The sequence below is a fragment of the Paenibacillus sp. S33 genome (assembly GCF_053615415.1).
The window spans coordinates 671,336-686,443 of record NZ_JBSIEZ010000001.1; the positions used below are offsets into that span (position 1 = coordinate 671,336).

Annotated in this window: 12 protein-coding genes and 1 pseudogene; 11 read left to right on the forward strand and 2 right to left on the reverse strand. The window is 41.4% G+C overall.

Annotation, left to right across the window (positions count from 1 at the left end; genetic code table 11):
- From ACWGXJ_RS03190 to ACWGXJ_RS03200, 3 genes and pseudogenes are all read left to right on the forward strand, one after another.
- Positions 1 to 903 carry an ABC transporter ATP-binding protein gene (locus ACWGXJ_RS03190; protein ID WP_069291013.1) on the forward strand — a complete coding sequence of 301 codons (903 nt, stop codon included), beginning with the start codon at positions 1 to 3 and terminating at the stop codon, positions 901 to 903.
- Complete coding sequence (locus ACWGXJ_RS03195) at positions 896 to 2,215, forward strand: ABC transporter permease (RefSeq protein WP_452566164.1); 1,320 nt, start codon at positions 896 to 898, stop codon at positions 2,213 to 2,215. The genes ACWGXJ_RS03190 and ACWGXJ_RS03195 overlap by 8 nt, the downstream gene beginning before the upstream one ends.
- Positions 2,216 to 2,420: 205 nt before the next feature.
- Positions 2,421 to 3,167, forward strand: a pseudogene (locus ACWGXJ_RS03200) (IS3 family transposase).
- A gap of 182 nt (positions 3,168 to 3,349) precedes the next feature.
- Here ACWGXJ_RS03200 and ACWGXJ_RS03205 read toward each other — a convergent pair.
- Positions 3,350 to 4,564, reverse strand: a complete 1,215-nt coding sequence (locus ACWGXJ_RS03205; RefSeq protein WP_452566165.1) for an ROK family protein — start codon at positions 4,562 to 4,564, stop codon at positions 3,350 to 3,352.
- 368 nt (positions 4,565 to 4,932) lie between these two features.
- On the opposite strand from ACWGXJ_RS03205, the gene ACWGXJ_RS03210 reads away from it, so the two are divergent.
- The 6 genes from ACWGXJ_RS03210 (at position 4,933) to ACWGXJ_RS03235 (ending at position 12,218) form a co-directional block, all read left to right on the forward strand.
- Positions 4,933 to 5,754: a purine-nucleoside phosphorylase gene (locus ACWGXJ_RS03210; RefSeq protein ID WP_452566166.1), complete on the forward strand. Its 822-nt coding sequence runs from the start codon at positions 4,933 to 4,935 to the stop codon at positions 5,752 to 5,754.
- 36 nt (positions 5,755 to 5,790) lie between these two features.
- The gene (locus ACWGXJ_RS03215; RefSeq protein ID WP_452566167.1) at positions 5,791 to 6,696 is read left to right on the forward strand and encodes an EamA family transporter; all 906 of its coding nucleotides are present in this window, start codon (positions 5,791 to 5,793) and stop codon (positions 6,694 to 6,696) included.
- Between the two features lie 130 nt (positions 6,697 to 6,826).
- A complete protein-coding gene (gene deoB, locus ACWGXJ_RS03220) occupies positions 6,827 to 8,017 on the forward strand; it encodes a phosphopentomutase (protein ID WP_452566168.1) in 1,191 nt (396 codons plus the stop codon).
- Between the two features lie 321 nt (positions 8,018 to 8,338).
- Positions 8,339 to 9,595 carry a nucleoside permease gene (locus ACWGXJ_RS03225; RefSeq protein ID WP_452566169.1) on the forward strand — a complete coding sequence of 419 codons (1,257 nt, stop codon included), beginning with the start codon at positions 8,339 to 8,341 and terminating at the stop codon, positions 9,593 to 9,595.
- Positions 9,596 to 10,231: 636 nt separating this feature from the next.
- On the forward strand, positions 10,232 to 11,050 hold the full coding sequence (locus tag ACWGXJ_RS03230; protein WP_452566170.1) for an alpha/beta fold hydrolase: 819 nt from the start codon (positions 10,232 to 10,234) through the stop codon (positions 11,048 to 11,050).
- 535 nt (positions 11,051 to 11,585) lie between these two features.
- A complete protein-coding gene (locus tag ACWGXJ_RS03235) occupies positions 11,586 to 12,218 on the forward strand; it encodes a VOC family protein (RefSeq protein ID WP_452566171.1) in 633 nt (210 codons plus the stop codon).
- Positions 12,219 to 12,505: 287 nt separating this feature from the next.
- On the opposite strand, the gene ACWGXJ_RS03240 is transcribed toward ACWGXJ_RS03235, so the two are convergent.
- Entirely contained in the window at positions 12,506 to 13,414 is a 909-nt protein-coding gene (locus tag ACWGXJ_RS03240) for a LysR family transcriptional regulator (protein WP_452566172.1), read from the reverse strand.
- A gap of 146 nt (positions 13,415 to 13,560) precedes the next feature.
- Here ACWGXJ_RS03240 and ACWGXJ_RS03245 point away from each other — a divergent pair, with 146 nt between their 5' ends.
- Together ACWGXJ_RS03245 and ACWGXJ_RS03250 are read left to right on the forward strand one after the other, a co-directional pair.
- Positions 13,561 to 13,944: a tautomerase family protein gene (locus ACWGXJ_RS03245; RefSeq protein WP_452566173.1), complete on the forward strand. Its 384-nt coding sequence runs from the start codon at positions 13,561 to 13,563 to the stop codon at positions 13,942 to 13,944.
- A 464-nt stretch (positions 13,945 to 14,408) separates the two neighbouring features.
- Positions 14,409 to 15,107, forward strand: coding sequence for a winged helix-turn-helix domain-containing protein (locus ACWGXJ_RS03250; RefSeq protein ID WP_452566174.1), 699 nt, complete (start codon positions 14,409 to 14,411; stop codon positions 15,105 to 15,107).
- The last annotated feature ends 1 nt before the right edge of the window (position 15,108 follow it).

A 15,108-nucleotide genomic window follows, 5' to 3' on the forward strand; every position in this document is an offset into this window, starting at 1 on the left:
ATGAGCATGCTGCAATTGAAAGAGGTCGTGAAGCAATATGGGAACCACACGGCGGTGAACGGAATTTCGCTGAATGTGAACGGCGGGGAGATTTACGGACTACTGGGAGGCAATGGAGCAGGCAAAACGACAACGATGCGCATGGTGCTCGGCCTGATTTACCCTGATGGAGGAAGCATTCAATATGAGGGAAAGCCCTACAGCAAGGAGCTTCAGCGGACGATGGGCTATTTGCCTGAGGAGCGTGGACTATACCCCAAGGTGAAGGTGAGCGAGCAAATTAACTATTTGGGCAGGCTGCGCGGCATGTCGGCCAAGGAGGCGGACAAAAGTCTACGCTACTGGCTGGAACGCTTTGGAGTGCCGGAATACTACGACAAGCGGATTGAGGAGCTATCCAAGGGGAATCAGCAGAAAATGGGCTTTATTGCCGCTGTTGTGCATCGCCCCACGCTGCTTATTTTGGATGAGGCCTTCAGTGGGCTTGATCCGGTGAACGTTGAATTGCTTAAGGATACGGTGAAAGAGCTGCGGGACGATGGGGCTGCGATTTTATTCTCGACCCACCGCATGGAGCATGTGGAGGAACTGTGCCGCCATATTACGATCTTGCATCGCTCAAATACAGTTGTGCAGGGAAGTGTGCAGGAGATTAAAGGCCGTTACCCACGTGAAAAAGTTCGTCTCATTACTACAGGTGAAGTGAACGGACTGGAGCAGCTGCCCGGCGTGCGCCGTGCAGAGCCTATGGATCGCGGCTGGATGCTGCATATTGAGCAGCCGGATGCGGCGAAGTTGATTTTACAAACGGCGTTGGAGCAAACGGATGTAGAGCATTTTGAGATCAAGGAACCTACGCTGAACGAGATTTTCATAAGAGAGGTGGGTGATTCCCATGAATAGACTGGGTACGGTGATCGGTTTTACGTTTCGTCAGAAGGCGAGAACCAAATCTTTTATCATTACAACGCTGGTACTGGCCTTGCTCATTACGATTGGTATGAATCTGCCGTATTTGATTTCTTTGTTTAAAGGAGATGGGGCAGGAGGTTCGGGCACAACGGCAGCCGAGCATCATCGCTTGGGACTGATTGCTGGGAGCCGGATAGAAGTGGCAAATCAGCTGGAGCAATTCACCAAGGAGCAATCCAACCCGGCAGCCATCTGGGTGCGTTATGACAACGTACAAACGCCGGCCATGCAGCAAGCCTTGAAAAACGGGGAGCTGCAAGGTTACGTGCAGTTCACGGAGCCTGCCGCCAAGGGAGACGCGTTTCCTAAAGTGGAGTATGTCTCTGTAGAAAAAGAGCCATCTCCTGCTGTAATTACATTGTTGCAGACGGGACTTCAGGAAGCTAAGGTCAAAGCCATTATGGGCGGCAATGCATTGACCAGCGATCAAATTCGTGAAATTAGCACACCTGTATTGGTGGATAGCAGGGAAGTAGACGGTCCGTCTGAGGCAGGGGGAGCCGTGGGGGCAGAGAAAAAAGAGACCTCTATGATTAACTATGGTTTGGTCTATGTACTGATGATTTTATTCTTCACCTCCTCCATGATGACGGGGAATATGATTGCTGCAGAGGTGACATCGGAAAAAAGCTCACGTATCATGGAGATTCTCATCACAAGCGTCTCACCGTTGACCCAGATGTTCGGAAAAATTATCGGTATTTTCCTGGTCGGCCTGCTGCAAATTGCTGTCTTTGCAGCCGTTGTATGTGCCAACCTTATGCTGCCGCATAATAATGTCATCCTTAGCTCAGCCGGGCTGGATCTATCGCAACTGAATATCGCGGTATTGGGCTATGGTCTGGTATTCTACATCCTCGGCTACTTTCTGTACGCAGTATTGTTCGCTGCGGTGGGTTCTATTGTTAGCCGTACCGAGGAGTTGGGACAGGCGATCATGCCGATTACCGTGTTGTCACTGGCAGCCTTTTATATCGGTATCTTCAATATCGCCGCACCGGATACGATTTTCGTAAAGGTGGCCGGGTACATCCCATTTTTCTCGCCAACTGTCATGCTGTTGCGGATTGGTCTGGAGCGGGCAAGCCTGCTGGAAATCTGGCTGTCACTTGGTATTCTGGTCGCCTCCATTTTGTTGTTCGGTTGGCTGGCCGCCAAGATCTACCGTACGGGCGTCTTAATGTATGGCAAACGTCCTTCATTCAAAGAGTTAAGAAAAGCTATGAAGGCTTACAAGATTTAAATTTTTTAATTGCGGTGTGAGTAATCATTATAGTTGAGACAGATTTCATTAATAAATGAGACTTTTAACGGTACATGTTTGAGACATCAACAATGATAATTTTTTGAAAAATCCTTGCTATGTGGTATTATCCCCTTCTAGTAGACAAGAGAAAAAAGACATCTGGTAAGATGGACTTAATCTTGTTAAACGGAGGGGATTTTTCATGGCTAAAAAGGGACAATCATTCCGGCAATACTCCTTAGATGTGAAGATGGAGGCAGTCCAGTTGGTGAACGAAGAACATATGAGTATTCGTGAAGTGACAAACAATTGGACATTCGTAATAAATCCCAAGTGCAAAACTGGGTGATGAAATATCGAGCGGGGGAGAACCTCCAGTCAACGACCCCAAGGCAGGGACGACCCAAAACGAAATTTTCCAGTATGGAAGAAGAGATGGCGTATCTACGGGCGGAGATTGAATATTTAAAAAAGCAGTATCCAAATCTACACAAGGAGTGACGAGGAAAGAAGCAAGGTTTGAAATTATTGAGGAAATGCGTACACGATATTCGTTGAAATGGTTACTTGAATTAGCCCATGTTTCTCGGGCAGGATATTATAAATGGAGAAAGACTCAGCAAACAATCCAGCAGCGTAAGCAAGAGGAAGAGCTCCTGGAATCGCATATGTTGTCGATCCACCGGATTCACCCCTATTTTGGTTATCTGCGTAAGCGGCTTGGAATGCTTGGGAGCCATTCAAGGCGTGGAAATTGCCTAGACAATGCCTGTATAGAATCCTTCTTTTCACATCTTAAAAGAGAGAAGATTTATTTAACGAAACCCGGAACCCTAGCGGAGGTAGAACAACACGTACGGAGTACATTTCATTTTATAATGAAAATAGATTTCAGAAAAAATTAAACAACCGTTCCCCGATTGAATACCGAGAAACGGTTGCTGCTTAAAGATGTCTTTTTAGTTCTGTCTACTTGACAGGGGTATGACCATAGGCTCGTTTTTTTTATAGTTTTGAAATGATACGCGTTTTTTGTCTTGAGTGATTCAAGTTCTCATCTGAGGCGTTGATCAGAACTTGAATCGATGACTAAATGCAGATTAAGTAATCTAACACCTACGTTTTTCTTCTTCAAAAAGGTACTTCTTCAGTGAAATAATCCAACACCATACAACCAGCTCCTTGAGCCACAATATTGTAAGCTCCAGTGGACTTAATGATTTGAACATGACTATCAGGATAAAATTTTAAACGGTCCTGTGCTGTTTTAGCTGCTACCTCAAAAAAACGCGGTTTGGGTACTAGAGTTCCTCCGAAAATCACGATCTCAGGACGTAACAGAAAAATCAGATTACTGAGACCAACACCAAAATAATAAGCTGCATCCTCAACGACTTCTAAACAGAGCGCATCGTTTTGCTCTAAAGCATATAAAATATGGTGTAAATTAATCTCTTCGAAATCGTTAACTTCGGTGGTAAGAATTGAAGGCTTGCCACGTTTCATGAGCCTAATCATTTCATTACGAATAGCGGGCAAACTACTGTATGCTTGAAGACACCCATATGAGCCACATGAACAACGTCGACCATGAATATCAATGATGATGTGCCCAAAGGTATCATCCATATCTCTTCTTCTGCTAACCAATCTGCCTTGAAAAATAGTACCGCATCGAATTCCAATGTCACTGGATACAAAGACTAAATTGTCCGTTTCTTTCCAAAAGTTAATACGATATTCAGCTAGGGCAGCCAAGTTGGTCCCATTCTCCAGAAATACAGGAGTGTTGGTTTTATGTTTTAAATAATCAATAATATTGATTTCCCATCCACCTGCAGGAAAAAGTTGGGGGTGTGAAATGACTCCCATTGCTGGATCAAACGAATCGAGAACCCCAATTCCGATGCCCAACAATTTCCCCCTAGGAACGTTATTTTCAGCCAGTAAATCCTCAACGCACTTTGCTACATAATTTAATGTGTACACTCCAGTACATTCAGTGGTCATCTTTAATTTTTTGACGCCTATGATACTTAGCTTCAAATCAAGCAGCAAGACAGTTGTATATAAACTTGTAATCTCAACCCCAATCAAGTTGTAAGCATCCGGTTTGATGACATACGCTAAAGGTTTACGTCCACCACTTGATTTTCCAATACCACTATCATAGATAAGATCTTCTTCAACAAGTTCGTCAAGTAAACGTCCACATGTTACATGTTTAAAACCAGTATGTTCAGCTAACGTGTTAATGGTTACAGGACCTAATTTTCGAACTAAGCTATATAACAGTTTTAAGTTTTTTGCTTTGGGTGATGATAACTCTTCAAATTTATTTAACATATAACTTCCCCTTGATCTTTAATACAAGATGTTATTTTCAAACATAAATAAGTGATTACGATTATTATCGGGCTTTTTTAATGATATATCCACTCTGTTTAATTAAACTTGTACAATTTTGGATGTTTTAGATAAAAAGCTTTGAGCTAATGAAGAAAGCATGGATTAACTTTTTGTAATTCGCATAAAAAGAATAGAATATAATGGCGAATAATTTAATCTTTGATCAATCTTTTTCTATAAATGATAAAAAGTTATTTACAAAAGGTGGCTAAGCTATTAAACTGATCAATGAAAGCTGTTGGAGCAGCAATTTGAAGTGATTGTCACACATAGCTTACAGCAAATTTTTTTAGGAGGAGTTAAATATGCATAAAATGCAAGATATTTTGGAAACCAGAGACTTTATCATGAGCAAAACTTCGTATCGTCCAACGATTGGAATGATTTTGGGGTCTGGATTGGGAACACTGGCTGATGAAATTGAAAACCCTTTCACAATGCCTTATAGCGAAATTCCTCACTTTGCAAAATCTGAAGCGGTGGGTCATGCCAACGAATTGGTCATTGGCGAATTAAAGGGGAAAACTGTAGTCGCTATGAAAGGACGTTTTCATTACTATGAAGGATTTTCTTTGGATGAAGTGACTTTTCCGGTGCGTTTGATGAAGGCCCTGGGTGTAGAAAACCTGCTTATCACCAATGCTTGTGGCGCCGTTAATGAGGACTTTAAACCGGGTGAATTAATGTTGATTACGGATCACCTCAATTTAGTAGGCACAAACCCATTGATTGGGCCTAATAATAATGAACTGGGTACTCGTTTTCCTGATCTTTCCCAAGTGTACAATGCTGAATTGCGACAAATTGCTACGGAAGTTGCAAAAGCGCAAAATACAACTTTACGCGAAGGCGTATACTCCTGGTGGAGTGGTCCGGCTTATGAAACACCGGCTGAAATTCGCATGATTCGTACATTAGGCGCAGATGCCGTTGGTATGTCAACCGTACCGGAAGCGATTGTGGCTGTCCACGCTAATATGAAGGTTCTTGGAATCTCCTGTTTAACCAACATGGCTTGTGGAATTCTAGATCAACCTCTAAGCCACGATGAGGTGATTGAGGTAGCTGCTTTGGTAAGAGAGAAATTTATTTCATTAGTTAAAGGAATCATAGAGAAAGTGCAATAATTTTTTATAACTATAGGTTTAGAAAAAGGTGGGGTTATGAAAGGATACATTTATGTCTTGTTAGGGGCCGTTAGTTATGGCGTGCTATCCACGTTTGTGAAGTTGGCCTATAAAGACGGGTTTATCGTTAATGATGTTGTTGGAATACAACTCTTCATAGGGGCGCTGCTGTTATGGGGGGGAGTACTTCTTAACAAAAGTATGAAAAGTAAGACACAAAAAAAGTCTGTGAAGCCAAATAAAAAAGAAATTCTATTGTTAACGGTTGTTGGATCTACAACAGGACTTACAGGAATGTTTTACTATCTCTCACTTCAATACATTTCGGCTTCATTAGCCATTGTACTCATGTTTCAATTTACATGGATCGGCGTGTTGCTTGAGGCAGTTATTAATAGAAAAATTCCGGAAAAAGGGAAGTTGCTCTCTATAATTCCTTTACTTGTTGGGACCATTAGCGCAACCAATATTTATTCGACAGGTCTATCTGCCGTTCATTGGCTTGGGTTTCTATTTGGACTTTTGGCAGCATTATCATATTCGATTTTTATTCTCCTCAGTGGAAAGGTCGCGGTTCAAACCAATCCGATACTAAAGACAGCATTTATGATAACCGGAGGTTTCATCGTTTGTTCGCTCATTTTGCCACCTACGTTTTTTACCAACGGCAAGCTGCTGATAGAATTGGCTCTGAAATTTGGCTTTGCCTTAGCTTTCTTCGGCCCGTTTCTTTCAACACTGCTGTTCTCTAAAGGTGTTCCATTAGTGGGATCTGGGGCAGCGTCAATATTGGGCGCCATGGAACTTCCTACAGCCGTGTTAATGTCAGTCCTCTTCTTGAAAGAGCATATTGGCGTTTCACATTATGTAGGGATAATTCTAATATTAATAGGAATATCATTGCCTGGATTGCTAAGAAAAAAGGAAATTAAAACCATTTAAAATGTATTATGCAGGCACTATTTCGGGCAACTTCACTTGATAGTGAAGCTGTCCTCTTTTATGTGTGTTGTTTTCTCAGATTTCTAAGAACTTTGGATAAAAATGTACGTTTAAAAGGAGACGCTGGTTCATGAAAAATTTATTTAAACGAATTCATTTAATTGTTCTTGACTCCGTCGGTATTGGAGAAGCACCGGATGCTGCAACTTTTGGAGACGAAGGCGCTGATACGTTGGGGCATATCGCAGAAAAAATGAATGGACTGTATATGCCTAACATGGCTGCACTTGGATTGTCCAACATTAAAGAAATTCAAGGAATACCGAAAGCTAATCGCCCAGCGGCTTTTTGGACCAAAATGCAGGAAGCCTCTAACGGGAAGGATACAATGACGGGGCATTGGGAGATCATGGGGTTACGTATAGACGTCCCCTTTCAAGTGTTCCCGAATGGTTTCCCTGCCGCTTTAGTTGAAGAACTTGAAATAAAATCAGGGAGAAAAATCATCGGAAATAAACCTGCCAGCGGCACTGAAATATTAGATGAGCTTGGGGAGGAGCATATGAAAACGGGGGCTTTGATCGTTTACACATCAGCAGACTCCGTTCTGCAAATTGCTGCTCACGAAGAGATTGTACCGCTGGATGAGTTATACCGTGTCTGTGAAATGGCACGCGAAATGACCAAAAACAGTGATTATATGGTTGGCCGAGTCATAGCGAGGCCGTTTGTAGGGGAGCCGGCACAGTTTAAACGAACGGCTAACCGGCATGACTATGCACTGAAACCTTTTTCCCGGACGGTCATGAATGAATTAAAGGATGCTGGTCTGGATGTGATCGCTGTGGGGAAAATTTCAGATATTTATGATGGGGAAGGCGTTACAGAAGCGATTCGAACGGTATCCAACATGGATGGAATGGACAAGTTTATTCAAGTTGCACAGAAGGATTTTGCGGGCTTGTCCTTTTTAAACCTAGTTGACTTCGATGCCCTTTTCGGTCACCGCCGAGATCCGCAAGGGTATGGCAATGCACTAGAGGAATTTGATGCTCGGTTGCCAGAACTACTAGAAAAGCATACTGAGAAGGATTTGCTTATATTGACTGCGGACCACGGAAATGACCCGGTTCATCACGGAACCGATCATACACGTGAATATGTGCCGCTACTCATCTACTCCAAAGCGTTTCTGGAAGGTCGAGAGCTGCCTCTTCGCAAAACGTTTGCAGACATTGGAGCATCCGTTGCTGACAACTTTGGGGTCAAATTGCCAGACCATGGTACCAGTTTTATGCATGAGTTAATGATAAAAAGATAAACGCTAATCCAGCAGCACTTGGATTAAACAAATTAAACCAAATTACTTCCGCCCCTAGAAAGGCCATTTGGTTTGGAAAAAAACAAACTTTTATTATTTTATAGAAAAAGTATAAACGAAATATGTATAAAATTGCTATTTAACTATAAATATAATATTTCTTTTTTTAAAATATATATTTAGTTCTTTACTTTAATTACTTTGCCTATTAAACTATGAATAACAAAATGTAAGCATTTCCAAAGGTGTCCGATAGAAGAATTGACGGAAGAGTAGTAACACAACAACTTGAATATTCAAGCTCAAAAGGGGACATGAAAAATGGCAATGAAAACACGGCTTAGAATAATGAACTTCTTTCAGTTTTTCATTTGGGGATCATGGCTTGTTACACTAGGCTCGTATATGATCAATACATTGCATTTTACGGGCGCACAAGTTGGAATTGTTTATAGCTCAAAAGGATTAGCCGCGATTATCATGCCTAGTCTTGCAGGCATTATTGCGGATCGATGGATTAAAGCCAATAGATTATATGGAATATTCCATACTCTTGGCGCGATTTGTTTATTTATTGCTGCACAAGTTTCAGATCCGACGCTCATGTTCTGGGTGATATTTTTTAACGCATTGGTGTATATGCCTACCACAGCTTTGACGAATGTTATTTCTTACGTTGCTCTGGAGAAAGCAGGACTCGATACAGTCAAGGATTTCCCACCGGTTCGCGTGTTTGGAACCATCGGGTTCATTGTTGCCATGTGGGTGGTTAGTCTCAGCGGATTTGAGTTAAGTAACATTCAATTGTATATTGCTGCAAGCGCTTCAATACTGCTGGCCCTTTATTCACTCACCCTTCCAGATTGTCCAACATCCAATGAAAAAAAGGAAAAATCGTGGATCAGTCTTTTGGGATTAGATGCCTTTGTGCTGTTTAAACAAAAGAGAATGTTCATCTTTTTTCTGTTCTCTACGCTACTGGGTGTTGCGTTGCAATTAACGAATACGTTCGGAAATCCATTTCTGCATGACTTTGCACTGAACCCTGAATTCAAAGATAGTCTTGTCGTGAAATATCCATCCATTCTGCTATCCGTGTCTCAGATGTCTGAAGTATTTTTTATCCTTGCCATTCCGTTTTTCCTGCGTAACTTTGGAATCAAGAAAGTCATGCTCATTAGTATGGCTGCATGGACATTGCGTTTTGCTTTCTTCGCTTATGGTAACCCATCTGGTATAGGATTTACTTTACTGCTGTTATCCATGATTGTGTATGGCTGCGCATTTGATTTCTTTAATATTTCTGGGGCCATTTTTGTAGAAAAAGAAGTAGATCCCCGCATTCGTGCGAGTGCACAAGGCCTATTTTTTACAATGGTTAATGGAATAGGTGCGTATGTAGGTGCTATCACAAGTGGAAGAGTCGTGGATTATTTCACTGTAGATGGTGTGAAGGATTGGCAAAGTATCTGGTTAATTTTTGGAGCATACACACTCGTACTTGCAATTGTTTTTGCCGTAGGCTTCAAATATAAACATGATCGAAATGCTATGAAAGATATATCTACTGGCCATTGAAATCAATAACAAAAAAAGGTCGCTAAAATGGGCTTACCCCTGCCGAGTTGACAGCTTAAAAAAAGGAGACTTAAACAACCTTAGTTCAATGGAATACAATCGAGTCTGTAGACGTTTTTGTTAAGGGTGATGCAGTTGTTTTAAGTTAATTGAAATATCTACCGCTAGTCATAGAAAACGTAAAGTCTCAATTATAATTATATAAAATACAAAAAGTCTCAAGTTACGATATAATTAATCTCATTTGTAACCATAAAAACAACCTATTTTGTGCTTTGTTAGTCTCATTTATAAGCATTACTCACATGCGGTGTGAGTAACCATTATAGTTGAGACAAATGTAATTAATAAATGAGATTTTTTGCAATACATGCTTGAGACAGAGTGAGGACCTTGATTCGTCAGAAACACTGATGAATCAAGGTTTTTCTACTTTATATGGTGATGAATAGTAAAACAGACAGGTAAGTTTAACTCTGAAAACAAGAAAAGGGGAATAAGTGTTCTTTGCATATATTATGTATGAGTATATAATCAAAACGAAACGGAAACGGAGGTCTGGTGTGCTAGATAAAGCAATGTAGATTTTCCTTTAAGTATAAGCACATTACAAATATATCAGTTGGAGGAGTCTGTATGCCATATTGTAAAGTCAAGAATGCCAATATATATTACGAGGAAATTGGTACAGGCAAACCGATTATAATGATCCATGGTTTTACACCAGACCATCGGTTAATGAGTGGGTGTATGGAACCGATATTTGAAGATATCCCCGGTTGGCGTCGTATCTATCTTGATTTGCCTGGAATGGGACAAACAAAGGATTACGATCAAATATGTAATTCAGATGAAATGCTAGAAGCAGTTATAAATTTTATTGAAACTCTTGTCCCAAACCAAGATTATCTCATAGCAGGCGAATCTTACGGTGGTTATATTACAAGAGGAATAATTAATAGACATAAAGATCGTATTGGTGGAGCCGCACTGATTTGTCCATTAATTATTCCTGAACACAAAAGAAGAATACTTCCCGAGCATTTTGTTGTTCATTGTGATCGCGAGTTTATGGACACCTTAAGTGAAGAGCAAATAAGTGATTTTAGCGCAAATCAAGTCGTTCTCGATGAATATAATTGGAAAAGGTATTCTGAAGAGATCGTGGCAGGTTGTAAGATCGCTGACTACGATTTTCTTAGCAAGATTCAAAGAAACTATGGATTTTCCAGCAATATAGATGAATTAGTTTTTGATAAACCAACAGTATTTACTCTTGGGCGACAAGATGCAGTCGTTGGTTACATAGACGCTTTTAAAATTTTAGACAATTATCCTAGAGCAACCTTTGCCGTTCTAGACCGAGCAGGCCATAATCTTCAAATTGAACAGGCTTTATTATTTGAGCCACTTATACGTGAGTGGCTTGAAAGAGTAACAGAGTTTGGATTTTAGTTGAATATTAATCCATTGAACTAACGGGCAGTGTAGTTTATTCGCATGGTTTAAAAGCACATGATATTATTGAATAGATGTTTTAAAAAAGTATAATCGGGTGAATGAAAAGCCGAATTTATATATGCAAAGAACCCATTTTGATTATTTTCTCAAAATGGGTTCTTTTATTATAACAAATCTGAGTTGCGTTGACGGGAAACGTAAACTTATTTTATCAGCTGGTAGTAGCAGTGTCTATGAGGGTAAAAGAGGAGAAGACACTACGACTGTAGCTCATCGAAACGTAGGGCTACCCAATGTGGATGAAAAGTTCTGTTTTTCTCCTTTATGACTTGACCTTAGGCCTGCCCTGAGATATATGGTGCACTGATAGAAAGCACACCCGGGTTCAGTATTACTGGAGTGAAGGGCAGTGGAAACATCGTAAGCTCTGGCCTTGATACGATCCCAGACGCACAGAAAGAGGTTAATCTATAGGGGGAATGAAAATGAAATTTAACAAGGTTGTTCTTGGATAAATGAATTCGAAGATATGAAGGGATTTTACTCCAAATTGGATTATTTAATTGCGGATGATAAGGATGATAATGAATTTACGGTTTATATGGGCTACACGCAAGTTGTCTTCAAAAAGGCGGATGATCGATTCTTAGCTCAGTATGGTAAGCCTTATTATCATATAGCCATCAACATTCCAGAGAATACATTTGCAGAAGTGAAAAAAAAGATATCCTCTCAAATCAGTCTTATTAAAGAGGATAACGAGGATGAAGTGTTTTTTGATTTCTGGAATTCTCATTCATTCTATTTTGAGGATCCGTCAGGAAATATCGTAGAATTCATTGCGAGGCATAATATGAAAAACCAAACGGATTATCCATTTTCGATGAAGGACTTGATTGGGGTGGGTGAGGTCGGTACCGTATCGAAAAACGTTCCAAATGCAGTAAAGAAGTTAAATGAACTGGGGATACCGAACTTTGGAGAGTCATCCGAAAACTTCGCTCCCATAGGGGATGAGCATGGTTTATTCATCGTTGTGCATAAAGGAAGAGAGTGGTTTTTTTTCAAACGGAAAAGAGGCCGTATCTTATCCAGTAGAGGGATGGATCGAAAACATCGGACACATCACTTGCACATCAGGCGACGATTTCGTTATTCATGATTGATCTTTCGAATAGCCCAATTGTCCAGAGAAAATAAAGTCTTAGACTGGACTGCCAGTCATTATAGGATCTTTGAATAAAAAAATCGTCAGCCCATTCAAAAATAGTATTAGACTGACACTCCAAAACAAAACAGCGGCAACTAAGGTTGAAAATAAAGTCTTAGACTGCCGCTGCTTTTATTGAGCTATCGTATCCGTTAATTCAATAACCAGAACTTCTATTGATGATAGGGTTTAGCGCGCTGTCTGGATCTGCAAGTTTTATTTATTGAAGACATTGATCTTTACGCCGTCCCATGTCCAACTTGAACAAACATCTCACGCACAAGCGTCAGGAAAGCTTCAAGAGAAGGAGACAGCCATTTGTCCTTATGCCAGACCAGATGCGTCTTAACCGTGAGATCTAAACCGCTCCAAGGTAGCCGCACAAGTTGTCCGCGAGAGACTTCTGTGGAGACGGAAGCCGCCGTCATGACGGTTACTCCCAGTCCATTTATAACGCATTGCTTGACTGCTTCAATACTGTTAAACTCAAGCATCGTCTTCGGGTAAACTCCTTCCCGGTTTAATATCCGTTCAAAATGGCTACGATAGCAGCAACCCGCCTCGGTTAAGAGCAGATCCATCTTCGACATATCGAGCGGAACAACAGTACGGTTGTTCGCCAGTGGATGATCGGGGGCCGCGACTACCCATACCGGCTCATATCCAAGCAACTCATCCCCAGGCCCTTCTTTGTGTTCTGCCTCATCGAACACAAAAGCCACATCAAGATCACCTGAATGAACGAGACGCCTAAGCTCCGCTACAGGGCTTGGACGAAAAATGACTTGCACTCCCGGATAACTTGCTCGAAATGCGCGAAGCAGAGAAGGAAGACGATAAATACAGAGTGTTTCCGTTGCTCCGATCCGGAGCGTTCCCGTTGGCTCTCCCCTCATGGAGACCGTTGCTTGGGCCTCTTCCGCAAGCAGCAGCAGTTTCTCCGCATATTGCAATAGCTGGCGTCCCGCGTCCGTTAACACTACTTGCTTGCCTCCCAGACGGTCGAACAAGGGCACACCCAGTTCTTTCTCCAGAACATGAATTTGCGTTGTGACATTCGATTGGACATAGTTCAGACTGAATGCCGCCTTGGTAAAACTCAGATTGGCAGCTACCGCACGAAATATCGTCAATTGGCGTAAATCCATTTACAACACCATCTTTTTCAGAGATTATAACAATCAATTCTAATCATTATTATTAATAATATCAGAACGGTATAATCAATTCAGCACCTAATTATGGTTTTAAAATTATGGCTTTAAAATACTTATTAATTACAGGAGGTATAACTATGGCGCTTACAAGAATTTCTATACGGAAGGGAAAGTCTGCCAAATACAAGCAGGCGATTCTTAATAGTCTGTATTCCGCGATGAGTGAGGTTTTTGACATAGCGGATGACAATGACTTTATGGTAATTCACGAGCATGAACACGACGGTTTTGTTTACGGGAAAAGTTACTTGAATATTGAACGTACCGACGACTTGGTCATCATTCAAATTACAGCAAACGATACGCGCACAACAGAGCAGAAACAGGCACTGTATTCCCGGATTGCCGAACTTCTTCAGTTGGAACCGGGAATCCGGCCCGAAGATGTCTTCATAAGTCTCATTGAGATAAAAAAAGAGAATTGGTCACTTGGCTCCGGTCTGGCACAATATATAGATTAAGTAAATCAGCCGTTATCGTTTCTTATCGATTGTCACCAAAAACTTGCTATTACTTGTGATCCGGTTCACCGCGTTGTCTGTAACGGGAAGTTTTAAGAGCCATCCCTAGTCGGATGGCTCTTTGTTTGAAATCCTGAACTAACGGAAATCGTTAGCTTATTCCTTATCTCCAGTCTAATACTTTATTTTCCTAGTCTACAACTTTATTTTCACTGAACACCAATAACAGCGGGAGCTGGGATGAACTGCCTATAAGCAACCTTAGTTCGTTTTTCGACTATGGTTACTTCAGTTTTTATCGAAAAATGCTCATGGTACGGCTTCTTATAACAGAAAAGGTGGGGCTATACGCTGATAGCGGGTATGAGGATTTGCAATATACATTTGATTGTTTTTCCCTGATTGATTAATATAATGGGCGATGTCCTAAACCTGTCGTATTAAAAATAGAGATGAGGATTACGATGAATAAAGCAAAGATTCTTATTATTGAAGATGATGCTCCGATTGCCGATTTGCTATCGTACGGGCTTTCTATGGAAGGGTTCCAGACACGCACAGCGTCCAGCGGAGCAGTGGGAATGCATGAACTGCAGTCGTTTCAGCCCGATTTGCTGCTGCTGGACTGGATGCTGCCTGACCAGAGCGGTCTAGACATTTGCAAAAAGGTGACTACGGATTATAACATACCGATCTGTATGATTACAGCTAAATCGGATATTACCGATAAAATTCTCGGTCTTGAATTCGGTGCCGATGATTATATTACCAAGCCTTTTGATCTGCGTGAAGTTGTTGCACGCATTCGAACCATTTTGCGCAGAGTGGAGCAGGCGAGCAGCCCCGACAGGGAGGAAGCAGAGAAAGCCGTCATTCGGTTTAAAAACATTGAGGTGATTGAAGAAGAACGGCTTGTCCAAAAAGAAGGCCGTCCCGTTGAGTTGACTCCCAAGGAATTTGACCTGCTTATGATGCTGGTTAAACATCCGGGCAAAACTTTTTCACGTTCCGAACTGCTTGATCTGGTATGGGGTTATCATTTTGCTGGAGATACACGTACAGTTGATACGCATATCCAGAGACTCCGCAAAAAGCTGGATGACACCAAGTGTATTACTACCGTCTTCGGAATTGGATACAAATTCAAAAAAATGGGTGAATAAG